This window comes from Nocardia vaccinii NBRC 15922 (genome assembly GCF_001613305.1).
GTDB classification, from domain to species: Bacteria; Actinomycetota; Actinomycetes; order Mycobacteriales; family Mycobacteriaceae; genus Nocardia; species Nocardia vaccinii.
The window spans coordinates 1-20,924 of sequence record NZ_BDCC01000019.1; the positions used below are offsets into that span (position 1 = coordinate 1).

Here is a 20,924-nt window from a genome sequence, read left to right on the forward strand (position 1 = left end):
CCAGCGAAGTTGCGCTGTGAGCGAAGACAGGGCGGTACCGGGAGTTCGGTGCCGCCCTGCTTCGTTAGGGTTTGTGTCAGCGAATCAAATATGCGGTCGAGCGGAGGGGCGGTTCGGGTGACTCCGGACGACGTGCTCACGGGAGATCGCACGTTGGATAGAGACTGCGTGCTTGCAAGCAGCGAGCCGGTGAGAGAGGGCAGGTATCCGTTAATGACATCCCCAACTTCTGGGCTCAACCTGAGTGATTCGGTCTACGAGCGCCTGCTGCGGGAACGAATCATCTTCCTGGGCACCGACGTCAACGACGACATCGCCAACAAGTTGTGCGCCCAGATGCTGCTGTTGTCGGCCGAGGATCCGACGCGTGACATCTCGCTCTACATCAACTCGCCCGGTGGTTCGGTCTCGGCCGGTATGGCCATCTACGACACCATGCAGTTCGTGGAATGCGACATCATGACCATCGGTATGGGCTTGGCGGCCTCGATGGGCCAGTTCCTGCTGACCGCCGGTGCGAAGGGCAAGCGTCTGGCCCTGCCGCACGCCCGGATCATGATGCACCAGCCTTCGGCGGGCATCGGCGGCACCGCCGCGGATATCGCCATCCAGGCCGATCTGTACGCGAAGAACAAAGAGGAGATGAACCGCCTGCAGGCCGAGCACACCGGCAAGACGGTCGAACAGATCGAGGCCGACGCCGACCGCGACCGCTGGTTCACCGCCGCGGAGGCCCTGGACTACGGATTCATCGACCGCGTGATCAGCCGCGAGGGCCAGGCCGGTAACGGCCGCAGCGAATAAGCACACCCCACAAGGACTTTGGAGACGAAGATGGCCAATCTTTTCGACCCGCGTGCGGGCCTCGGCGGTAAGGCGTACGGAGGCGCGCAGTCGCGCTACATCCTGCCGTCGTTCATCGAGCACTCGAGCTTCGGTGTCAAGGAGTCGAACCCGTACAACAAGCTGTTCGAGGAGCGCATCATCTTCCTCGGCATGCCGATCGACGACACCGTCGCCAATGACATCATGGCGCAGCTGCTGGTGCTCGAGTCGCTGGATCCGGATCGCGACATCACCATGTACATCAACTCGCCCGGCGGCGACGTGACCGCGCTGATGGCCATCTACGACACGATGCAGTACGTGCGCGCCGACGTGGCCACGGTCTGCCTCGGCGAGGCGGCCTCGGCGGCGGCGGTGCTGCTGGCCGCGGGTACCCCCGGCAAGCGCGCCGCGCTGCCCAACGCCCGCGTGCTGATCCACCAGCCGCGCACCGGCGGTATCCAGGGCCAGGTCTCCGACCTGCAGATCGCGGCGGCGGAGATCGAGCGCATCCGGGCCCAGATGGAGACCATCCTGGCCCGCCACACGGGCAAGAGCGCTGAAGAGGTCCGCAAGGACACCGACCGCGACAAGATCCTCACCGCGGAAGAGGCCAAGGAGTACGGGATCGTCGATCAGGTCTTCGACTATCGCAAGCTGAGCGCCCAGAAGAAGTGATTGGTTCGGCGGCGGCGTCCCGGTGGCCGTAGGCTGTAGGCACTGGGACGCGCCGGCCACGGCATCGCGTTCGGTCGATCCGGACACGGCGTCGTGAGAAACATGCCAAGTTGTCGCCCTCCATCGGGCCCAACAGGTACGGTCATTCCAGGGACCTTTGCTCGTGGTTGTCGGCAAGGACCGCACAAACTCGACAAGTCGGTGCCCGGGAGTATCGTCCGGCGGCCGACACCGCACAGGGCGTTGCGGGTAGCGTTGTTTGGAGGCGGCTTGTCGGCGACCGGAACAGACGGTTGCACGCGGACAAGGAAGTAGGGACCCACGAGATGGCGCGCATCGGTGATGGCGGCGACTTGCTCAAATGCTCGTTCTGCGGAAAGAGCCAGAAGCAGGTCAAGAAGCTCATTGCGGGACCGGGGGTGTACATCTGCGACGAGTGCATCGACCTGTGCAACGAGATCATCGAGGAAGAGCTCGCCGAATCGAGCGAGGTCAAACTCGACGAACTGCCCAAGCCCGCCGAGATCCGGGACTTCCTGGAGAACTACGTGATCGGGCAGGACACCGCCAAGCGGACGCTCGCGGTCGCGGTCTACAACCACTACAAGCGCATTCAGGCCGGCGACAAGAGTCGCGACGGCCGCGGTGAGCCGGTCGAGCTCACCAAATCGAACATTCTGATGCTGGGCCCCACCGGCTGCGGTAAGACCTATCTGGCTCAGACGCTGGCCAAGATGCTGAACGTCCCGTTCGCCATCGCCGACGCCACGGCGCTGACCGAGGCCGGTTATGTCGGTGAGGATGTGGAGAACATCCTGCTCAAGCTGATCCAGGCCGCCGATTACGACGTCAAGCGGGCCGAGACCGGCATCATCTACATCGACGAGGTCGACAAGATCGCCCGCAAGTCCGAGAACCCGTCGATCACCCGCGACGTCTCCGGCGAGGGTGTGCAGCAGGCGCTGCTGAAGATCCTGGAGGGCACCCAGGCCAGCGTGCCGCCGCAGGGCGGGCGCAAGCATCCGCATCAGGAGTTCATCCAGATCGACACCACGAATGTGCTGTTCATCGTGGCGGGCGCGTTCGCGGGCCTGGAGAGGATCGTGCAGGACCGGGTCGGCAAGCGCGGCATCGGATTCGGCGCGGAGGTTCGCTCGAAGGCCGAGATCGACACCACCGATCACTTCGCCGACGTGATGCCCGAGGATCTGATCAAGTTCGGTCTGATCCCGGAGTTCATCGGCCGTCTGCCGGTCGTGGCCTCGGTCACGAACCTGGACAAGGATTCGCTGGTCAAGATCCTGTCCGAGCCGAAGAACGCCCTGGTGAAGCAGTATGTGCGGCTGTTCGACATGGACGGCGTCGACCTGGAGTTCACCCAGGATGCCCTCGAGGCCATCGCCGATCAGGCGATCCTGCGCGGCACCGGCGCTCGCGGCCTGCGCGCCATCATGGAAGAGGTGCTGCTGCCGGTGATGTACGACATCCCGAGCCGCGACGACGTCGCCAAGGTGGTCGTGAACGCGGACACCGTCAACGACAACGTCCTGCCGACCATCGTCCCGCGCAAGCAATCCCAGCGCACCGAGCGCCGCGAGAAGTCCGCCTGAGTTTTCGCCGATTCGTCCGAACGGGCCCCGGGAGAGTGAATCTCCCGGGGCCCGTTCGGGATTCGGCGCACATCACCGACACAGCGGAATGACGGGCCAGGCGAACGACTCCGCGGGGATACCGCGCGGTTCGTCTTCGATCGGTACGCTCATCCGCTTTGTCGATGCGTCGGCGCGAGTGGGGATCGCGGTCGGTCAGTGCGGCCAGGACGGGTTGCGGCCCAGGTGGGCGAGGATTCGATCGAGGGGAGCGGCGTCCGGTGCGATCGGCAGTTCCGTGGTGAAGGCCGATGAGGCCTTGCGGTCCTCGCCGGTGGGCACCATGCGGATGATCTCGAGGGACGGTTCGACGAAATCGTCGGCGAGCCGATAGGGCACGTCCAGGGCACGGGCGACATCCCAGCCGTGCACGACGTAATCGATGAAGTGGGCGCGCAGGGCCGTACTGCCGGGGAGTTGGACGCCGGGGCCGAATTCGGGGAGATCGAAGGGCCGGTCCAGGATGTCGGGCCGGTCGTAGGCGGCGGTGACCTCAGCGGCGGCATCGGCGTAGTCGCGCACCGGATCGGCGGCGAGCGGTTGCACCTTCCAGACGTCGAGGTCCGCGCCGTTGCCGTGGGCGGCCGCGGCGAAGCCCCGGTGCTGAACGGTCATGTGCGCCAGCAGATCCGCGACGGACCATGCCGCGCAGGGGGTGGGATGTTCCAGTTGCCCGGGGGTGAGGTGCGAGACGATCTCGACCGAGTAGTCGACGGCGCGGCGATTCAGATCGCGGATATCGGGAGTGCTCATGCCTGAAATAGTAAGCGCACGCATATCGTATGTCCATGCTTACTAATTGAGAACACGTAAAGTCTGCTCACATGACCGAGTTCGACGGTGGCGCCCCGCAGGGGTCTGCGCGGTCACGCCAGCCGCGGACATCCGACCAGGCGCGGGGCGGGCGTCCCGACCTGGCGGCGATGATCGCGCCGCTCGCGCGCACGCTGATGGCGGCGGAACTGCCTGTACTCGACGAGTACGGGCTGACGATGTGGGCGTATTCCGTACTGCTCGGGCTCGGCCGCGGGCCCGCTCGCGGGCAGGGCGTACTGGCTCAGGAGATCGGCGCCGACAAGACCCGGATCATCCCGGTCCTGGACGACCTGCAGCAGCGCGGACTGATCGAGCGTCGACCGGACCCCGCCGACCGGCGGGCGCGGGTGCTGGCGCTGACCGACCGGGGGCGAGCGGTGCGCGACGCCGCGCAGGCCGATATCCAGGCCAAAGAAGAGAAATTGCTGAGCAGACTCAGCGCCGCCGACAGGCGTGGCCTGCTGAACTCCCTGATGATCCTCTCGGCGGTACCACGCGAGGAGATCATCAGGCAGGACGGTCTCACACCCCCTTGATCGCAGGGCGAGTGCGTGGTCTATCGCACTCGCCGCGGACCGGTGACGACCGGTATGACCGCTCGTGCCCGTTGCCGGAGGTCGCCGTTGATCTCCCTGGTTCGCCGTTGAACCTTCGTCCGCTATTGATGAATCGTCGGTCGTAGTGAGCTCGTTACTATCGATCCGCTCATCTGTTACGACGGCCCGGCAGCCGGAAAGTCATCGGCGCCGGATCGCGGAGTTGCACGCGTTCGCGTGGGGCGGCCAGCGCCGCGATCAGGCCGAGCAGCGGCAGCGCGACGGCGGCGATGATTTCGAGAATGTAGTTGCCCGTGGAGATTTCGGCCGGGCGGTGGGTGAGGTGGTAGATCATGTGCGGCACCCCGAAGACCACCCAGCCGCCGCCGGTCACCCGCGCCAACAGGCTGTCGCCGTAGAACAGCGTGGCGGCGGTCATCGCGCCGAGGGCCAGGAAGAACGCTCCCGTATCCGCGACGAGGTGGTGGTTGTAGGGGCCGTCCGCCGCGACCCAGTGCAGACCGAGACCAGGCATGCTGCGGTAGAAGGCCCCGGGTGCCAGGACACCCCACAGGCCGGTGATGATGCCCGCGACCGCCAGAATCCCGAGGGCGATCCGGGTGATCAACCAGCGTCGCCGGTTGACGTCCAGGCGCATTCGCACCCGCAGGTTGTTTCCCGCGCGTTCGAACGAGATCCGCATCCGATCCTCCCGCCTCGCCGCAATCGAGTTGCACGACCACGGTAATTCGGGCGGACGGCGCGGACAAGACCGCCGGCGGGGCGAGGGTCGGAGCCGGTGTGGGTCAGAGTTGTTCGACCTGCAGGTCGTCCTGGCTCCAGTAGGCGCGCATGCTCAGGATGCGGCCCTCGTCGTCGAATTCCATGATGTCGACGGGGGAGATCGTCATCCGATGCCCGTGTCCCTCGGACACCATGGTGAAGGCCACCGCGGCGTGATTGCCCGACACTCGGATCGTGGTGGCTTCGGCCTTGCGCTGCAAGGGTTCCAGCACCGCGTACAGCTCGCGGATGGCCTCGAGCCCGCGCCGGGGTTCGCTGCCGATCGGGTCCTCCACGACCGCCTCGGGGGCGTAGAGCTCGAGGATCTGCGCGGCCGTCCCGCTCGCCACCAGCTCCACGTACCGTTCGACCGTCGCGCGACTCTGCTGCGTACCCATGCCTGCTCCCAATGGATTGAAACGTGTTCCAGTTTTGCAGCGTAGCAGTCGCGGGGTCCGAAATCAGTCGGCGTGTGCGGTGAGCGGGACGGCGGTGAGACGTTCGGGCGCGGAGTAGACGTTCATGGTCTGCCCGCGCAGGAAGCCGACCAGGGTCAGCCCCGTCTCCAGGGCCAGATCCACCGCCAGGGAACTGGGTGCGGATACCGCGCCGAGCATGGGAATTCCGGCCATCACGGCCTTCTGGACGAGTTCGAACGAGGCGCGGCCGCTGACGATCAGGACGAGATCGTGTGCGGGAACCCGGTTTTCGCGCATGGCCCAGCCGATCACCTTGTCCACCGCGTTGTGCCTGCCGACGTCCTCGCGCACGGCGACGACCTCGCCGTCGGCGGTGAACAGTCCCGCCGCGTGCAGGCCTCCGGTGGAGGCGAAAACCTTCTGGCGGTCCCGCAATTCGTCCGGCAGGGTGGCCAGCGTCGCGATGTCCACGGCCGGCCCGTTCGCGGGCAGCCGGTAGCGGCTGCGGGTGCGGACCTCGTCGAGGGTGGTCCTACCGCACAGGCCACACGCGCTGGTGGTCAGGATATTTCGCGCGGAAATCGGTGTGGGCGTGCGTAATTCGATATCCAGGATGTTGTAGGTGTTCTGCCCGTCGGTGGTGTCCCGCGGTGCTTCCGGAAAGCCCAGATGGTTGCGCATATTGCTCGCGCCGGGCGCGCATCGGTCGGCGCCGGCGCAGTACCGGGCCGAGACGATGTCCTGTGCCGAGCCGATGATGTTCTCGCTCAACAGGAATCCGTGCGCGAGGTCGATGTCGTTGCCGGGGGTGCGCATGGTCACCGTCAACGACTCACCGTCGACGCGCAGCTCGAGTGGTTCCTCCACGGCCAGGGTGTCCGGACGTCGCACCTGCCCGTCGGCGGAGATCCGCAGCGTCTTGCGCCGGGCCGTCACCCTGCTCATGGTTGCGCCTCGTTCCTGTTCTCGCCCGGCGTCATCGGTTCGCGAAGCCGCGCCGCGATCGTGCGGTGTAACTGCTCATGCGGTGTGGACGTGGGGTACCAGCCGGATGGTGACGGCCTTGGACACCGGAGTGTTGGACCGTTCGGCCACGTGGTTCAGCGGGACCAGCGGGTTGGTCTCGGGATAGTAGGCCGCCGCGTTACCGCGCGGAGTGGAGTAGGCGACCAGCCGGAAACCGGTGACCTTGCGTTCCACGCCGTCGGTCCACTCCGAGATCAGATCCACCAGATCGCCTTCGGCGAAACCGAATTCGGCGATGTCCTCGGCGTTGACCAGGACCACCCGGCGGCCGTTGTGGATACCCCGGTAACGATCGTCGAGGCCGTAGATGGTGGTGTTGTATTGGTCGTGGCTGCGCAGGGTCTGCAGGATCAGCCTGCCCTCCGGGACCGGCAGCCACTGCAGGTCGTTGACCGCGAAATTGGCCTTACCCGTGGAGGTTCGGAACTCGCGCGCGTCGCGCGGCGGGTGCGGCAGCTGAAAACCGTTGCGGCCGCGAACCTTCGTATTGTAGTCCGCGCAACCGGGGACCACCCGGGAGATCGAGTCGCGAATCGCGTCGTAGTCGTTGCGGAATTTCGCCCACGGCACGGGATGTTCGGGGCCGAGCAGTTCCTGGGCGAGTTCGCACACGATGGCGACCTCGCTGCGCAGCTCCGGGCTGACCGGCGTCAGGCGACCGGTCGACAGATGCACCATCGACATCGAATCCTCGACGGACACCTGCTGTTTCACCCCGAGCGGAGACAAATCCAGATCGGTGCGGCCCAGGGTGGGCAGGATCAGCGCCGTCCGGCCGTGCACGACGTGGCTGCGGTTGAGTTTGGTGGAGACCTGCACGGTCAGCGCGCACTGGCGCAGCCCGGCCTCGGTGATCGCCGTATCGGGCGTGGCGGAGACGAAATTGCCGCCCATGCCGAAGAACACCTTCGCCCGGCCCTCGTGCAGTGCGCGGATGGCATCGACGGTGTCGTAGCCGTGTTGCCGCGGGCTGGTGATGCCGAATTCGGAATCCAGTGCGGCGAGGAAACTTTCGGGCATCTTCTCCCAGATGCCCATCGTGCGGTCGCCCTGTACGTTGGAGTGCCCGCGCACCGGGCACACACCCGCGCCGGGCTTTCCGATCATGCCGCGCATCAGCAGCAGGTTCGTGGCCTCCTCGATGGTGGCTACGCCGTGCCGCTGCTGGGTCAGGCCCATGGCCCAGCAGAAGATCGTGGCCTTCGAGGTGGCCAGCAGTTCGGCGGTGCGATCGAGATCCGCACGAGTCAGGCCGGTGGCCTCCAGAACCGTGGCGAGATCGACCGCGCGCATCTGCTTCTCGTACTCGCCGAAGCCCGCCGTGTGCGCGTCGACGAAGGCGCGGTCCACGACTGTGCCGGGCGCGCGGTCCTCGGCCTCGAACAGCAGTTTGGCCAGGCCCTGGAACAGCGCCATATCACCGCCGAGGCGGATCTGCAGGAAATCGTCGGCGATATCGATCCCGGTGGTCAGGCCGCGCAGCGTCTGCGGATCGCGGAAGCCCAGCAATCCGGTCTCGGGCAGCGGATTGACCGCGATCACGCGCGCCCCGTGCTCCTTGGCCTTCTGCAACGCCGAGAGCATGCGGGGATGGTTCGTGCCCGGATTCTGACCGGCCACGACGATCACCTCGGCCGCGGGGAAGTCGTCGATGGTCACCGAACCCTTGCCGATGCCGATCGACGCGCTCAACGCGGTGCCCGAGGATTCGTGGCACATATTCGAACAGTCCGGCAGATTGTTGGTGCCGTAGCTGCGCACCAGCAGTTGATACAGGAAGGCGGTCTCGTTGGCGGTGCGGCCGGAGGTGTAGAACAGGGCCTGGTCGGGCGAGTCGAGGGCGCGCAGTTCCTCGGCGATCAGCCGGTACGCCTCGCGCCAGGCGATCGGGGTGTAGTGATCCTCGCCGGGACGCAACACCATCGGATGGGTGAGCCGGCCCTGCTGGCCCAGCCAGTAGCCGGACTTGCCGGACAGCTCCGCGATCGAATGCCGGGCGAAGAACTCCGGATCGACCGTACGCAGCGTCGCCTCCTCGGCGACCGCCTTGGCGCCGTTCTCGCAGAACTCCGCGGGGCGGCGGTGATCGGTCGGCTCCGGCCACGCGCATCCCGGGCAGTCGAAGCCGTGCCGCTGATTGATCCGGGTCAGGGTGCGGGCGGTGCGGACCACGCCCATCTCCTCGACGGCCCGCTCGAGCGCGACCGTCACGGCCGTGACGCCGGCCGCCTGCTGCTTCGGCGGCGTGACAGCGACCTTGGATTCGTCGATATCGTGAGACGGAGCGCTGCGATGCATGGTTCCATCGTCCACCTGACCCGCGGATGCCGCGAATCGCCCCCATTCCGGCCGCCGGGACGCAAGTATCGATGCGACCGCCGGGGTGGCTGCCCCGGAACCGGACAGCAAGGATCGGAACAGGATGGACAAAGGACTCAGGACCGCGCGGATTCGCCGGCGCATCGCACGTCCCGCCGCAGCGGGTCTGGGTGTGGCGGCACTGCTGCTCGCCCCGGCCGCGCTGCTCACCGCACCCGCCGGTGCGACCGCGACGCAGGTCGGCACGGAACCGGGGATGAACTACGGTCTGGGCACCAATTACGCGGTGGGATGCCAGTCCACCGTGCAGGTTACGGTCAACGACCCGGTCCAGCCGGTCCAGGTCCTCGACAACAATCGGTCGATCGGCTGGTTCCGGCCCTCGGGCGGCACGGTGGTCGCACCCTGGGTTCCCGCCACGGTCGGTTGGCACCACATCACCGCCGTGCAGGCCGCGACACCACCCGGCGCACCGACGCCGTATGTCGACATCCGCGTCGCGAACGGCGCGCACATGGGCAACAACTGCGCCGTCTTCGGTTGAGCGGCACGGTTTCGAGACACCGGGGTCGAGTGGTCTCCGGGTGAACGAGCGGACCTTGTCGGCCGGGCGTTGAAGTCTCGAAGACGAGTGCGGGCGGCCCCCTCGAAGGGGCCGCCCGCACTGCTGTCCGCGTCGTTATCGGATGTCGAAGTTCAGCGGGCCCGGCTTCCACTTGGCGGACCGCTGTTCGGTGACCGTATCCAGGTGGGCGGGAGTCGCCTTCGGGTCCAGCGGGACCAGGCGCTCGATCTCACCCCAGTTGCGCTTCCAGTCGTCCTTCAGATACGAGGACATCACCTCCGGGCGGGTCAGCAGCTGGACGTACCCCAGCGGGCCGCCCGACGCGTGACTCTGCCAGTTGGTGGTCATGATCGCGGCGGCGAAATCCGGGGTGATGCGGTACTGCGGGATCTCCGCGACGCCGTCCCGGTGCCGGAAGGGTTGCTGGCACGGGAACTGCAGGCCGACGAGCCAGTCCAGCATCACCGGATCGGTGTGCCCGACGAGTGAGTCGAGGCTCTGCAACCGCGGCACGCGCGGCGGGGTCACCGCGACCCACTGCAGCGGGTCCGAGCTGTCCACCGAGGCGACCACGCGCACGACGTCGGCTTGGGAAGGTAACTGCCGCAACGGAACTCGCAGGTTGCGCCAGGACGGCTGCAATACGCTCACATCGTCCGGGGTGACCCGGCCGAGTGACTGCACCCCGCCGGGGCCGGCGACGCCGTACTCGAGCTGGACGTTCTGTCCGGGCACGGGCAGGTTGTCGATATCGGTGGAAGCGATGCGCCCGGCGGCGGCGATCGAGACGATCTGGCCGCGGCTGCCCGAGGAGTCCGCGGTGGGCAGGCGGTACCAGCCCGAGATCAGCGACTTCTGCGCGCCGGGGCTGCCGAAACTGCCGAGCATGGGAGTCGTCGCGGGATTCAGCCCGAACGGCAGCGGGATGGTGCTGCCGTTGATGCCGGGCTTCGCGGCCTCGCCCCCGGCTCCGGTGTTGTCCTTACCGGTCTTGGTGGTGGTGCCCGCGCTGCCGAGGGACTGGCCGACCGAGGCGGCGGCCGCGGCCGAACCGTCCGGGGTCAGGTCGGCGAGGTTCAGGCCGTCGGGGGTGAAGCCGTCGTTCGTCCCGCCGCCGAGCGCGTGCGCCAGGCTGCCCGACAACGGTGGCAGCACACCGGCATTCGCATCCGGCTCGACCAGTACGTCGTTCGCCATGCCGCACGCATCTCCGGTCAGCGCCTTGACGTTCGAGGAGGCCAGTGAAAACGCCGGGTACTGCTCGACGGCCGCCTTGACGAACGAGAGCACCTCGAACAGCACGACCAGCGCCGCCGCGACGGCGAGGATCGGGATCGGGCGACGCGGCGTGCGTCGCTCGCCGTGGAACGGCTCGCGGATGTGGAACCAGCCCGCGGCGACGATCAGCAGCAGCGAGATCGCCAGCAGTACCGTGCCCGCGCTGATCCCGTGCACCGAGATCGGCTTGTCCCACCAGGAGATTCGATAACTCGCCACGTACCACCAGCCGTTGGAGCTGGCGAACGACAGGGCCAGCATGGCGAAGACGGCGGCGGCGAACAGTGCGCGGTTACGCGCGGAGCGCAGCGATCGCGAGCCCACCGCGACCGCGGCGACCACCGCGACCGCGCCGCCCAGACCGGCGAATACGCCGAGGTGATGGGTGAACTTGGTGGGCGAGAACATCATCAGCGGCACCGCGGCGACCGTGGTGCCCAGGATGCGCCGGGTGGGTCCGGCCGCGAGTCCGGGAATCCGGCCGCTCTTGCGCAGCAGCGTGATCACCGCGGCCGCGAGCGCCAGGAACATCACCAACATCGCGAACCGCCGCGCGAGCGAACCGTCCGGGGTCGGCTGCAGCAGGTCCTGATAGACGAGATAGTCGGTGTACCACGGCATATCGGGTCCGACGACCTTGTGCGCCTGACGCATCGCCGACACCTCGGCGAACGGCTGTCCGGCGAAGACGATGGTCAGCACGACCAGGCCCGCGGCCAGCGCGGGTGCGATCAGCGCGACGTATCCCGAGGTGCGGGCACGTTGCACGATGATCTGTACCAGCGGTCGCGCCCCGGCCAGCAGTGCGGCGAAGCAGATCAGGCCCGACGGGTTGGTGACCACGGCCAGTGCCGCGGGGATCAGCGCGACCGCCGCCGGAGCGAGTCGCCGGGTGGCCAGTGCGCGTTCCATCGACACCCAGGTCAGCAGGACGCCCAGCGCGATCGCCGGTTCGGGGCGCAGGCCGTTGTTGTAGGGGAGCCAGAACGCCAGCAGGACCAGCCCGCCGGCCCAGATCGCCGAGCGGTCGGTGCGCGCGCCGACGCCCAGGCGCGGCACCACCTCGCGGCTGATCAGGAACCAGCACGCGATGCCGAAGATCAGCTCCGGCAGTCGTACCACGATGCTCGCGGTGGACAGGCGCGCGAGCAGTTCGAAAAGGTTGTCGTAGGGAATGCCGATGGGCGTCTCGGGCACGCCGAAATAGGCGAAGTAGTTCGCCAGGTATCGCGCGGGCCCGGCGGTGCGCGCCATGCCGAAGATGTAGCCGTCGTCCGCGGTGCCGACGCCGATGAAGTACCACAGGACGAGCGTGCCCAGTACGACGGTGTCGACCAGTCGGGGCCGCCACCAGCGGCGCGGCAGTACGCGCCGGTTGCCCCGGCCGTCCTGGCAGTCGAGCCGGTGCAGCGAGTACAGGGCCACGGCGGTGGCGATGATCGCGCCGATGATCGCGATCAGCTTGAGTACGGTCGGGGAGGTGGTGAATCGCGAGTCGATCACCACGTCGGCGTGCATACCCGCCGGTGCGGCACCGGTCAGATCGGTGAACAGGCCGACCAGCTGCGGTCGGTGCTCACCGGCCAGTGTGACGGGCGCGCCGCCCGCTTGAACGGTGGTGGCTGTGCTGTCGGAGGAGATCGTGATCGTGCAGCCGCGCGGCAGATCGCGCACCGGCGTGTCGATCAGGGTCTGATCCCGCAGCACCACCTGCAGCCGGTCGCCGGTGGGTGCGGCGGCGACCAGGACGTTCAGGCCGTAGTGCCAGGACGATCCGGATGCCGCCGGGACCGTGGACAACAGCGTTCCGCCGCGGGGGCCCAGCGCCGCCGCGGCGCTGCACGGGATGTCGGCGTGCACGCTGGTCGGGGAATAGGACACCAGCGGCGCGGTGACGCTCGCCGCACGGCCCGCCTGCGGCCAGGACAGCGAGGACTGCTCCTGATGCACCGGCAGCAGTGGTACCGCCACGGCCAGCAGTGCGCCGAGGAGGCCGGTCACGACGGCGAGGGTCCGCCACAGTCGACTGCTCCCACGTCGGGGAGCGGGTTGGTCCAGCGGCCGATCATCGGCCGGGTGTCGACTGAGCGTCTGGGTCACGGTCGGGCATGCTATCAACCGGAACTGAGACCGTGTCCAGCTCGACGGACACCTCGATCGATGCTATGTCGCATTGCGCTCAGCCGACCGCGCTCACCAGCTGTGATGCGGTGGGTTCGGTTGTGGCCGAGCGGGTTTCCGGGCGTAGCCCGAGCAACGCGGTGGCTACCGTCGCCACACAGGCTCCCGCGCCCACCCAGAACGCGACGGTGAACTGACCCTCCTGCGGCAGCGGCAGATGCGGCAACAGCTTCGCGGTCAGCAGGGTGGTGATGACAGCACTGCCCAGCGCGCTGCCGACGGTGCGGGAGATGGAGTTGATCCCGTTCGCCACCCCGTTGTGCCGGTGCGGGACGCCGGCCGCGATCAGCGCGGGCATGGCGGCGTAGGCGAAGCTGATCGCGATGCCGACGACCACACTGGCCGTGATCACGGTGCCGGTCGCCTCGTGCGCCAGGGCCATCCAGGCGAATCCGGCCGTGCCGACGACGCCGGACAGGGCCAGCACGTACCGGCCGCCGATGCGGCCGACCAGCAGTCCGCCCAGCGGTGCGGCGAGCATCGAGGCGATCGTGCTGGGCAGTAGATATTCCACCGAGGCGCGCAGGATCGAGGCGGTGAATCCGTATCCGGCGATCCGCGCGGGCATCTGCGCCAGATACGAGACGCCCATGAACAGCAGGAACATCGCGAATCCGATGAAGACGCCGGACAGGTTGGTGAACAGCACCGGCCGGTGGGTGAACATCTCCAGATCCACCAGCGGCGCGGCCGAGCGGCGTTCGATCAGGACCCACAGCACGGCCATGACGATCACACCGCCGAAGCAGCCCAGCGTCGCGGCGGAGGTCCATCCCCATTCGTGCCCCTGCGAGATCGGCAGGAGCAGCAGGATGAGCGCGCCGCCGAGGGTGATCGCACCGGGCAGGTCGACGCTGCCGGGATGCCGGGCGCCGGTCGCGGGCACCACGACCGCGGCCAGGCCCAGGGCGACTGTCGCCAAGCCCGCGGTGAACCAGAACACCACGTGGTAGCCGGGATCGCTGCCCTGGGTGAGCAGACCGGTGGCGACCAGCCCGATACCGCCGCCGAAGGCGAGGGTGCCGCTCACGATGGCCATCGCGCCGTGCAGCCGTTCGACCGGAATCTCGTCGCGCAGCACCGACAGCGCCAGCGGGAAGATCGCCGTCGCCACGCCCTGAAGGGTGCGTCCGGCCAGCAGCATGCCCAGTGATCCCGCGGTCGCGGAGACGACCGAGCCGGCGACCGCGACCACCAGGACGCCAAGCAGTGTGGGTTTGCGGCCGTAGAGATCGCCGATGCGGCCCAGCAGCGGAGTGAATACCGCCGCGGACAGCAGCGTCGCGGTGGTCACCCAGCACACCGACGTCGTCGAGACGTGCAGTTTCGTCGCGATCAGACCCAGGATCGGCACCGCCTGGGTCTGCATTACGGTCACGATCATCGCGGCGAACGCGAGGACGCCGGTCAGCAGCGCGGCCTTCCGCGTCATATGACACCTCCAGAAGCTTGAGTACAAATACATTTGAAGTCCTCAAGCATCTAAGGCTTCAAATATATTGGTTGTCAATCGCGCCGGTAGGATCGCGGCTATGAGTCAGGCCACAGAACCGAGTCCTCTTGCGTTACTGATCGGACGGTTCGTCTCGGCCTATCTGCAGGATTTCCTGACCGCCGCCGAGGAACACGGCCTGACCCTGACCCAGGCGAAACTGCTGCTGGCGCTCAACGAACCCCCCGCCGAACTGCCCATGCGCGAGCTGGCCGGTCGCCTGGCCTGCGACCCCTCCAATCTGACCGGCGTCGCGGACCGCATGGAGTCCCGCGGCCTTGTCCTGCGCACGGTCAACCCGGCCGATCGCCGGGTGAAATATCTGGCATCCACCGACCAGGGCCGCGACCTGGCCGCGCAGATCCGCGGGTCGCAGGTCCGTGCCTACCGAGCCCTGGCCGAGTTGACGCCCGAGGAGGAACGGCTGCTCGCGGGCATGCTCGAGCGTCTGGTGCCCAAACTCGAAGCGGCGGAGTAGGTTCGGGGAGCGGCGAAGAGCAGGGCGGTATCGCCGAATTCGTGCCACAGATAGCCGGTCTCCAGTGCTGTGCGATATGCGGCATCGACCCGCTGGGTTCCGGCGACCGCCTCCAGCAGATGAAGATGCGAGGCTCCCGGTTCGTGCCAGCCGGTGATGAGCCCGTCGACCGTGCGGGCGAGGCGGTCCTCGCCGAGTACCAGGTCGGTCCATCCGGACGCCGGGTGGACCAGGCCGGAGGGGTCGGCCGCCGATTCGAGGGCCCGGGTGACGGTCGTGCCGACGGCGACTACCCGGCCGCCCGCGGCGCGAGTCGAATTCACCAGGCGGGCAGTCGTTTCGGGGACGGTGTAGCGCTCCGGGCTCGGCGGCTCACCCGTCTCCGGTGAGGAGACGCCGGTGTGCAGGGTGATCGGGGCCAGTGTGATTCCCGCGGTCACCAGTTCGGTTACCAGCGCATCGGTGAACGGCCTTGCAGCACTGGGCATCTCGGCGCTACCGGGTTCGCGGCCGAAGATCGTGAGGTAGTAGTCCGGTGACCATCGCTGTGTCACATAGGAATACGTGATCGGGCGGCCGTGCCGGGCCAGTAAGGCGGGCACCTCGGTATCGACCTCGGCGATCCACAAGCGGCGGGCGGGTGGGAGCCAGGGGGCGCGAAGTCGCGCCGTGGCGCCCGGCAGGTGTACGCGGGCACCGGGTTCCGGTTCGCACGCGGTGAACGGGGTCCCCTCGGGGGCGCGGAGTTCTACGACCCAGCGCCCGTCGTCCAGGCGCGCCGCCATATGCAGGACGGCCGGAACGTCACGGTAGCGGGCATCGACCGCCGCTGCCAGCATCGACGAATTGTTCACCACGACAAGGTCTCCGGGCCGCAGGAATCGCGGCAACTCCCGGAACCTGGCGTGGGTGATGCCCGCGTCGGCGGACACCAGCAGGCGCACCTCGTCGCGGGCGAGTCCGCGCGCCTCCGCGGGGACGGTCGCGGCTCTGTCGGCGGGGAGGACGAATTCGCGTCGGATGGCTCTCATCGGGTGCCTCTTGCCTCGGTCGTCCGGAACCGGCGGTTGTGCGGTCCGGTCCGATGGGTCGGGTCGGGTTGTCAACGCGGAGCGGACAGCTCCGCGGCGGTGTATCGGCCGCTGGGCGGGCGGGTGTCGATCAGGTGCAGCAGCGCCGGGACGACGGTCTCCGGTTCGGGGCGATCGGAGATGTCCTCGCCCGGGAATGCGGCCTGGTGCATGGCGGTGCGCATATCACCGGGATCGAAGCCGTAGACGTACAGCCGGGGGTTCTCGGCGGCGAAGATGGCGGTCAGGTGGTCCAGCGCCGCTTTCGACGCACCGTAAGCACCCCAGCCCTCGTAGGGCGTCACCGCCGCATCGGAGCTGATATCGATCGCCATTCCGTCGCGGACCCGCAGTTTCGGCAGCGCCAATTGCAGGACGGCGAGCGGTGCGACGACATTCGTCTGCAGCACGGCGGCGAATTCGCCGAGCGGATAGTCCGCCAAGCGCGGCATCGGGCTCGGCCCCAGTGCGCTGGCGTTGTTGAGCACCAGATCGAGCCGGTCTCGGCCGGTGAGCACCGCGGCCAGGTGTTCGCGATGCGCCGGATCGGCCACGTCGCCCGGCACGGCGGTCGCGCCGGTCGCCGCCCGCACCCGCTCCAGCGGTTCCGGACCGCGTGCGGTGATGATCAGGTCCCACCCCCGCTCCGCCAGGGCCAGTGCTGTCGCGCGGCCGAATCCGGCGGAGGCTCCGGTGATGAGGGCTGTCGGGTTCTCGGACATGACCTCATCGTGAAACCTGAAGTCAACTTCAGGTCAAGGAACGGATTTCCGCCTGGAGTGAAACCTGCCTGGTATGTGGTCGGCCGGTGTGTCTCGCGGCCGATGAATTCGCTGCCGCGGTGTCGTCTCAATTGTGCGAGTCCCCAACATCTCCCCAGGAGCCACCATGACCTACACCTTCAAGCCCGGAGACCCCTGCTGGGTCGAGCTGTTCACCTCCGATCCGGAGCGTTCCATCGCGTTCTACTCCGAACTGCTCGGCTGGACCGCCGAACAGGCCGGGCCCGAATACGGCGGGTACATCACGTTCCGCAAGGACGGCGATGCCGTCGCGGGTGGTATGCGCAACGACGGCTCCTCCGGCGGGCCGGATCAGTGGACGATCTATCTGGCCAGCGCCGACGCCGAGGCGACCGCCGCTGCCGCCACGGCCGACGGCGGCCGGGTGGTGGTGCCCCCGATGCGGGTCGGCGAGCAGGGCACGATGGCCGTTCTCGGTGACCCCAGCGGCGCCGGCGTCGGGGTGTGGCAGCCGGATGCGCACCCGGGATTCGGTGCGCTCGGCGATGTCAGCGGTGGGCGGTGGAGCGAGCACGTGGGCGTCCCGTCCTGGTTCGAACTGCACACCCCCGCCTACGACGAGGCATTGAATTTCTACCGCGAGGTCTTCGGCTGGCAGGACCCGTTCACAGTCTCGGATGTCCCCGAATTCCGTTACACCACAATTCATTCGACCAGCCCGATGCTGGGTGGGGTGATGGACTCGGCGGCATTCCTGCCCGCCGGCGCCCCGGGTGGCTGGCGGGTCTACTTCGGGGTCGAGGATGTCGACGCCGCGGTGAAAACCGTGGTCTCCCTGGGGGGTTCGGTGGAACGTGAACCGGAGAACACTCCGTACGGGCGGCTGGCCGCCGTGGTCGATCCGGGTGGCGTGCGATTCAGTCTGGGCGGCAACAACTCCTGAGCCGGATGCCGGACGTCGTCGCGACGTCCGGCATCACTACAGGCCCACCGCGCCGTCGATGCGCTCACGCAGCAGATCGGCATGGCCGTTGTGGCGGGCGTACTCCTCGATCATGTGGGCCAGCACCCAGCGCAGCGACACCTCGCCGAGCCAGATGTCCACGCCGGTGATCCCGAGATCCGGCGTGGCGGTGGTGAAGCGTTCGGCGAACGCGACCTCGGCCCGCCAGGCGCCCCATGCGGCGGTGATCGATCCGGAATCGGTGTTCGCCCCGTCGAAGTCGTCATCGGGACGGTCGGCGGAGGTGAACAGCGGCGGGACGTCCTCCTTTGCGAGCACCCGGCGGAACCAGCGCCGCTCGACGTCGGCCAGATGCCGCACCAGCCCCAGCAGCGACAGGGTGGACGGGGCGACGGACCGGCGGGCCAGTTCGGTGCCCAGACCCGCGCACTTCAATTCGAGCGTGGCGCGCTGACCGGCCAAGATCTCGGTCAGGACGCTGCGTTCGTCACCGGTGGTGTGGAGGCGGGTTCGGGGATCGTGTTCGGGGGCAACGAACATCTCGGCCCGTCGGGTATCGGTCGGCGTCTGCCGTGTCTCGGCCACTCCCGCCTCCTTCGCATTGGTCCAGCTGCCGGACCGGCAAACCTGGGGCTCGGCCGATCGGGCACGATCGGGACGATATCGCGTGTGGCGGTTCATCGGAACGTTCGGCGGCACATCGGTCTCAGCGTACGGAGGAAAACGCCGCCGCGCCCGACAGCAGCCCCGCCGCTACCGTCGCATGGCGGTGCGCGTCACCGGAACATCCGCGCCGCGGTGGGCGCGGCGGCCGCGCGGTCCGCGGCGACCAGGCCGATTCGGGTGCGGCGATCCAGCAGGTCGTCCGCGTCCAGCGCGCCCTCGTGACTGATCGAATACGCGAATTCGGCCCGCAGCACGTCGATTCCAGGGGCGACGGGTTCGGCCAGGGCCGGATCGTCCTGTGCCAGAGCCAGGATCGCGCGCGCCTGGCTGCCGTAGCGTTCGATGAGCGTCGGCGGCGCGTCCAGACGATCGCGCGCCGCGCCGGAGACCGCGCCTGCCAAGGGGATTCGCCGGGTCCGGCACGGGCCCGCGGTCAGGCCCGCGTAGCCGACCGCGGCGTCGACGGCGTCCTGCGCCATCTTGCGGTAGGTGGTGAGCTTGCCTCCGACGACGGTGATCGGGCCGTCGGGGGAGTGCAGCACCGCATGCTCGCGAGAGATATCCGCGGTGCTGCCCTCGGCGGTGCGCAACAACGGCCGCAGGCCCGCGAAGCTGCCGCGAATATCGTTGCGGTGCAGTGGCTCCCGGAGCACTGTATTGACGGTGTCGAGCAGGAAGCCGATCTCGGCGTCGGTCGGTTCCGGTTCGTCGGGCACCGGCCCGGGGGCGTCCTCATCGGTCAGGCCCAGATACACCCGGCCGTGCGCGGCGGGGAACGCGAAGACGAAACGGCTGGTACTGCCCGGAATCGGCACCGTGAGCGAGGCGCTGAGCCCGCCGAACGCGGCCGCGTCGAATACCAGGTGGGTGCCGCGGCTGGGCCGCAGTTCGATGGAGGGGTCCAGCCGATCCGCCCACACGCCGGTGGCATTGATCACCGAACGCGCTCGGACGGTGAGGGTTTCACCGGACAGCGCATCGTGCAGCACCGCGCGATCGCCGCTCACCCGCTCGGCCCGGACCCGGGTGAGCACGCTCGCCCCGTGCGCCGCCGCGGTGCGCGCGAGGGTCATCACCAGGCGTGCGTCGTCGACCAGCTGGCCGTCCCAGGCGAGCAGTCCGCCGCGTAGTCCCGCGCGGCGCACCGTCGGAGCCAGCCGCAACGTCTCGGCGGCCGCGGCTCGCCGCGAGCGCGGCAGCACCGAGGCCGGGGTTCCGGCGCTGCGCCGCAACACATCTCCGGCGGCGAATCCCGCGCGCACCAGTATCCGCTGTGCCGCACCGATATCCGGCAGCAACGGCACGATCTGGGGAATCGGCCGGGTCAGGTGCGGTGCTGTCGAGGTGAGCAGGATATGCCGTTCCACGGCGCTCTCGTGCGCGATCCCGACCCCGCCGCCGGCCAGATACCGCAGCCCGCCGTGTACCAGCTTGGAGCTCCACCGGCTCGTGCCGAAGGCGAGGTCACGTGCCTCCACCAGAACCGTCCGCAACCCCCGGGAGGCCGCGTCCAACGCCACCCCGGCCCCGGTGACCCCGCCGCCGATCACCAGCACATCGACGATTCCGGCGTCCCCGAGTTCGCGCAACTCCCGTTCCCGCCGCGCGGCATTCAGCGCGGAGTCTCCGAAACCTCGTGCCGTTCCGCTCATCTCGTCACTCCATGTCTCGTCGCCGGGATAACCGTGCGGGTTTCGCTCGTTCACGCCACGCACCGGTTCGTTCGCGGGCGGCTGGCATCAGTTGTGCGTGCGGTGTGACCAGACATCCGGGCGGCTCCTGATCGGGCCGAGCGCGCTGTGTGCTCATCGCAGGTCGGGACTGCCGCCGGGCAGCAGGTAGCCGTCCAGCGCGCGGGCGAGTTCGGCGTCCAGGCGGGACTCCTCGAGGATGTGGCCGACCATTCCGGCGGACTGCACGGCGGACTGGGAGATCAGCAGAACCATGGTGGCCAGCTCGTCCGGATCGCCGGGGCGGATCGAGCCGTCGCGCTGGCCCTCGCGGATCAGCGCGGCGAACAACAGGATCAGCTCACGCTGGTTGCGACCGAGGCGGCCGAAGACGTAGGTCAGCATCAGGTCGGTGTCGGTGCGGAATATCTTGGCGAACAACGGATTCTCGCGGATCGTCGCCGCGCCCGCGACAACTCCGTCGACCAGGCGGGCGCGGGCCGGGCCGCTCCCGGGCATGGTCCGGCCGACGATCTTGCGCAATTCCCGCACCAGCAGTTCGGCGAGCAGCGAGCCGGTGTCCGGCCAGCGGCGATAGACCGTGGGACGGCTCACACCGGCGCGCCGGGCCACCTCGGTCAGCGTGGTGCGGCGCACACCGAACTCCTCCACGCAGGCGCGGGCGGCGTCCAGGATCGCCAGGTCGATCTCGGAGGGTTCGTCGCCGATACCGGCGACGTCGATTGTCTGCATCGGATCACTTGTC

At 68.3% G+C, this 20,924-nt stretch carries 19 protein-coding genes; 7 read left to right on the forward strand and 12 right to left on the reverse strand.

Features of this window, described 5'->3' with window-relative positions:
• Positions 1-213 precede the first annotated feature (213 nt).
• From NV1_RS13995 to clpX, 3 genes are all read left to right on the forward strand, one after another.
• Positions 214-804 carry an ATP-dependent Clp protease proteolytic subunit gene (locus NV1_RS13995; RefSeq protein WP_067890752.1) on the forward strand — a complete coding sequence of 197 codons (591 nt, stop codon included), beginning with the start codon at positions 214-216 and terminating at the stop codon, positions 802-804.
• Between the two features lie 30 nt (positions 805-834).
• Complete coding sequence (locus NV1_RS14000) at positions 835-1,503, forward strand: ATP-dependent Clp protease proteolytic subunit (RefSeq protein WP_067890755.1); 669 nt, start codon at positions 835-837, stop codon at positions 1,501-1,503.
• A 326-nt stretch (positions 1,504-1,829) separates the two neighbouring features.
• Positions 1,830-3,113 carry an ATP-dependent Clp protease ATP-binding subunit ClpX gene (clpX, locus tag NV1_RS14005; protein ID WP_067890758.1) on the forward strand — a complete coding sequence of 428 codons (1,284 nt, stop codon included), beginning with the start codon at positions 1,830-1,832 and terminating at the stop codon, positions 3,111-3,113.
• 195 nt (positions 3,114-3,308) lie between these two features.
• Here the strand turns inward: clpX and NV1_RS14010 are convergent, their stop codons facing one another.
• Positions 3,309-3,905, reverse strand: coding sequence for a TIGR03086 family metal-binding protein (locus tag NV1_RS14010; protein WP_067890761.1), 597 nt, complete (start codon positions 3,903-3,905; stop codon positions 3,309-3,311).
• Between the two features lie 170 nt (positions 3,906-4,075).
• Here NV1_RS14010 and NV1_RS14015 point away from each other — a divergent pair, with 170 nt between their 5' ends.
• Positions 4,076-4,504 carry a MarR family winged helix-turn-helix transcriptional regulator gene (locus tag NV1_RS14015; protein WP_067890764.1) on the forward strand — a complete coding sequence of 143 codons (429 nt, stop codon included), beginning with the start codon at positions 4,076-4,078 and terminating at the stop codon, positions 4,502-4,504.
• 169 nt (positions 4,505-4,673) lie between these two features.
• Here NV1_RS14015 and NV1_RS14020 read toward each other — a convergent pair whose 3' ends face one another.
• The 4 genes from NV1_RS14020 to NV1_RS14035 all read right to left on the reverse strand — a co-directional run bounded on the left by NV1_RS14020 (position 4,674) and on the right by NV1_RS14035 (position 9,030).
• Positions 4,674-5,207 carry a hypothetical protein gene (locus NV1_RS14020; RefSeq protein ID WP_067890768.1) on the reverse strand — a complete coding sequence of 178 codons (534 nt, stop codon included), beginning with the start codon at positions 5,205-5,207 and terminating at the stop codon, positions 4,674-4,676.
• 103 nt (positions 5,208-5,310) lie between these two features.
• Entirely contained in the window at positions 5,311-5,685 is a 375-nt protein-coding gene (locus NV1_RS14025; protein WP_067890770.1) for a nuclear transport factor 2 family protein, read from the reverse strand.
• Positions 5,686-5,748: 63 nt separating this feature from the next.
• The gene (gene fdhD, locus NV1_RS14030) at positions 5,749-6,651 is read right to left on the reverse strand and encodes a formate dehydrogenase accessory sulfurtransferase FdhD (protein WP_067890773.1); all 903 of its coding nucleotides are present in this window, start codon (positions 6,649-6,651) and stop codon (positions 5,749-5,751) included.
• A 75-nt stretch (positions 6,652-6,726) separates the two neighbouring features.
• Complete coding sequence (locus NV1_RS14035; protein ID WP_067891801.1) at positions 6,727-9,030, reverse strand: FdhF/YdeP family oxidoreductase; 2,304 nt, start codon at positions 9,028-9,030, stop codon at positions 6,727-6,729.
• A 124-nt stretch (positions 9,031-9,154) separates the two neighbouring features.
• On the opposite strand from NV1_RS14035, the gene NV1_RS14040 reads away from it, so the two are divergent.
• On the forward strand, positions 9,155-9,595 hold the full coding sequence (locus tag NV1_RS14040; RefSeq protein WP_157116900.1) for a hypothetical protein: 441 nt from the start codon (positions 9,155-9,157) through the stop codon (positions 9,593-9,595).
• 135 nt (positions 9,596-9,730) lie between these two features.
• Here NV1_RS14040 and NV1_RS14045 read toward each other — a convergent pair whose 3' ends face one another.
• Together NV1_RS14045 and NV1_RS14050 are read right to left on the reverse strand one after the other, a co-directional pair.
• Entirely contained in the window at positions 9,731-12,994 is a 3,264-nt protein-coding gene (locus NV1_RS14045) for an arabinosyltransferase domain-containing protein (RefSeq protein ID WP_067890778.1), read from the reverse strand.
• Positions 12,995-13,073: 79 nt separating this feature from the next.
• Positions 13,074-14,507: an MFS transporter gene (locus NV1_RS14050; protein ID WP_067890781.1), complete on the reverse strand. Its 1,434-nt coding sequence runs from the start codon at positions 14,505-14,507 to the stop codon at positions 13,074-13,076.
• A gap of 100 nt (positions 14,508-14,607) precedes the next feature.
• Here NV1_RS14050 and NV1_RS14055 point away from each other — a divergent pair, with 100 nt between their 5' ends.
• Positions 14,608-15,045, forward strand: coding sequence for a MarR family winged helix-turn-helix transcriptional regulator (locus tag NV1_RS14055; RefSeq protein ID WP_067890784.1), 438 nt, complete (start codon positions 14,608-14,610; stop codon positions 15,043-15,045).
• On the opposite strand, the gene NV1_RS14060 is transcribed toward NV1_RS14055, so the two are convergent.
• Together NV1_RS14060 and NV1_RS14065 are read right to left on the reverse strand one after the other, a co-directional pair.
• Positions 14,952-16,076, reverse strand: coding sequence for an S-adenosylmethionine:tRNA ribosyltransferase-isomerase (locus NV1_RS14060; protein ID WP_084525364.1), 1,125 nt, complete (start codon positions 16,074-16,076; stop codon positions 14,952-14,954). The two genes, NV1_RS14055 and NV1_RS14060, sit on opposite strands and share 94 nt — an antisense overlap.
• A 71-nt stretch (positions 16,077-16,147) precedes the next feature.
• Complete coding sequence (locus tag NV1_RS14065) at positions 16,148-16,837, reverse strand: SDR family NAD(P)-dependent oxidoreductase (RefSeq protein WP_067890787.1); 690 nt, start codon at positions 16,835-16,837, stop codon at positions 16,148-16,150.
• Positions 16,838-17,003: 166 nt separating this feature from the next.
• Between NV1_RS14065 and NV1_RS14070 the strand changes: the two genes are divergently transcribed.
• A complete protein-coding gene (locus NV1_RS14070) occupies positions 17,004-17,801 on the forward strand; it encodes a VOC family protein (RefSeq protein ID WP_067890790.1) in 798 nt (265 codons plus the stop codon).
• Positions 17,802-17,837: 36 nt separating this feature from the next.
• On the opposite strand, the gene NV1_RS14075 is transcribed toward NV1_RS14070, so the two are convergent.
• The 3 genes from NV1_RS14075 to NV1_RS14085 form a co-directional block, all read right to left on the reverse strand.
• Positions 17,838-18,407 (reverse strand): DinB family protein, encoded by a 570-nt coding sequence (locus NV1_RS14075; protein ID WP_245713714.1) that lies wholly within the window; start codon positions 18,405-18,407, stop codon positions 17,838-17,840.
• A 191-nt stretch (positions 18,408-18,598) separates the two neighbouring features.
• Positions 18,599-20,140 carry a glycerol-3-phosphate dehydrogenase/oxidase gene (locus NV1_RS14080; RefSeq protein WP_067891809.1) on the reverse strand — a complete coding sequence of 514 codons (1,542 nt, stop codon included), beginning with the start codon at positions 20,138-20,140 and terminating at the stop codon, positions 18,599-18,601.
• A gap of 153 nt (positions 20,141-20,293) precedes the next feature.
• Entirely contained in the window at positions 20,294-20,911 is a 618-nt protein-coding gene (locus NV1_RS14085; protein ID WP_067890793.1) for a TetR/AcrR family transcriptional regulator, read from the reverse strand.
• Positions 20,912-20,924 lie beyond the last annotated feature (13 nt).

Excerpts from the sequence above, each read along its gene's own strand:
- fdhD (WP_067890773.1), bottom strand. The coding sequence starts at position 6,651 with ATGAGCAGGGTGACGGCCCGGCGCAAGACGCTGCGGATCTCCGCCGAC.
- NV1_RS14015 (WP_067890764.1), top strand. The coding sequence starts at position 4,076 with ATGATCGCGCCGCTCGCGCGCACGCTGATGGCGGCGGAACTGCCTGTA.
- NV1_RS14000 (WP_067890755.1), top strand. The coding sequence starts at position 835 with ATGGCCAATCTTTTCGACCCGCGTGCGGGCCTCGGCGGTAAGGCGTAC.
- NV1_RS14035 (WP_067891801.1), bottom strand. The coding sequence starts at position 9,030 with ATGCATCGCAGCGCTCCGTCTCACGATATCGACGAATCCAAGGTCGCT.
- NV1_RS14025 (WP_067890770.1), bottom strand. The coding sequence starts at position 5,685 with ATGGGTACGCAGCAGAGTCGCGCGACGGTCGAACGGTACGTGGAGCTG.
- NV1_RS14070 (WP_067890790.1), top strand. The coding sequence starts at position 17,004 with ATGACCTACACCTTCAAGCCCGGAGACCCCTGCTGGGTCGAGCTGTTC.
- NV1_RS14020 (WP_067890768.1), bottom strand. The coding sequence starts at position 5,207 with ATGCGGATCTCGTTCGAACGCGCGGGAAACAACCTGCGGGTGCGAATG.
- NV1_RS13995 (WP_067890752.1), top strand. The coding sequence starts at position 214 with ATGACATCCCCAACTTCTGGGCTCAACCTGAGTGATTCGGTCTACGAG.
- NV1_RS14065 (WP_067890787.1), bottom strand. The coding sequence starts at position 16,837 with ATGTCCGAGAACCCGACAGCCCTCATCACCGGAGCCTCCGCCGGATTC.
- NV1_RS14010 (WP_067890761.1), bottom strand. The coding sequence starts at position 3,905 with ATGAGCACTCCCGATATCCGCGATCTGAATCGCCGCGCCGTCGACTAC.
- NV1_RS14060 (WP_084525364.1), bottom strand. The coding sequence starts at position 16,076 with ATGAGAGCCATCCGACGCGAATTCGTCCTCCCCGCCGACAGAGCCGCG.
- NV1_RS14050 (WP_067890781.1), bottom strand. The coding sequence starts at position 14,507 with ATGACGCGGAAGGCCGCGCTGCTGACCGGCGTCCTCGCGTTCGCCGCG.
- NV1_RS14040 (WP_157116900.1), top strand. The coding sequence starts at position 9,155 with ATGGACAAAGGACTCAGGACCGCGCGGATTCGCCGGCGCATCGCACGT.
- NV1_RS14085 (WP_067890793.1), bottom strand. The coding sequence starts at position 20,911 with ATGCAGACAATCGACGTCGCCGGTATCGGCGACGAACCCTCCGAGATC.
- clpX (WP_067890758.1), top strand. The coding sequence starts at position 1,830 with ATGGCGCGCATCGGTGATGGCGGCGACTTGCTCAAATGCTCGTTCTGC.
- NV1_RS14055 (WP_067890784.1), top strand. The coding sequence starts at position 14,608 with ATGAGTCAGGCCACAGAACCGAGTCCTCTTGCGTTACTGATCGGACGG.
- NV1_RS14080 (WP_067891809.1), bottom strand. The coding sequence starts at position 20,140 with ATGAGCGGAACGGCACGAGGTTTCGGAGACTCCGCGCTGAATGCCGCG.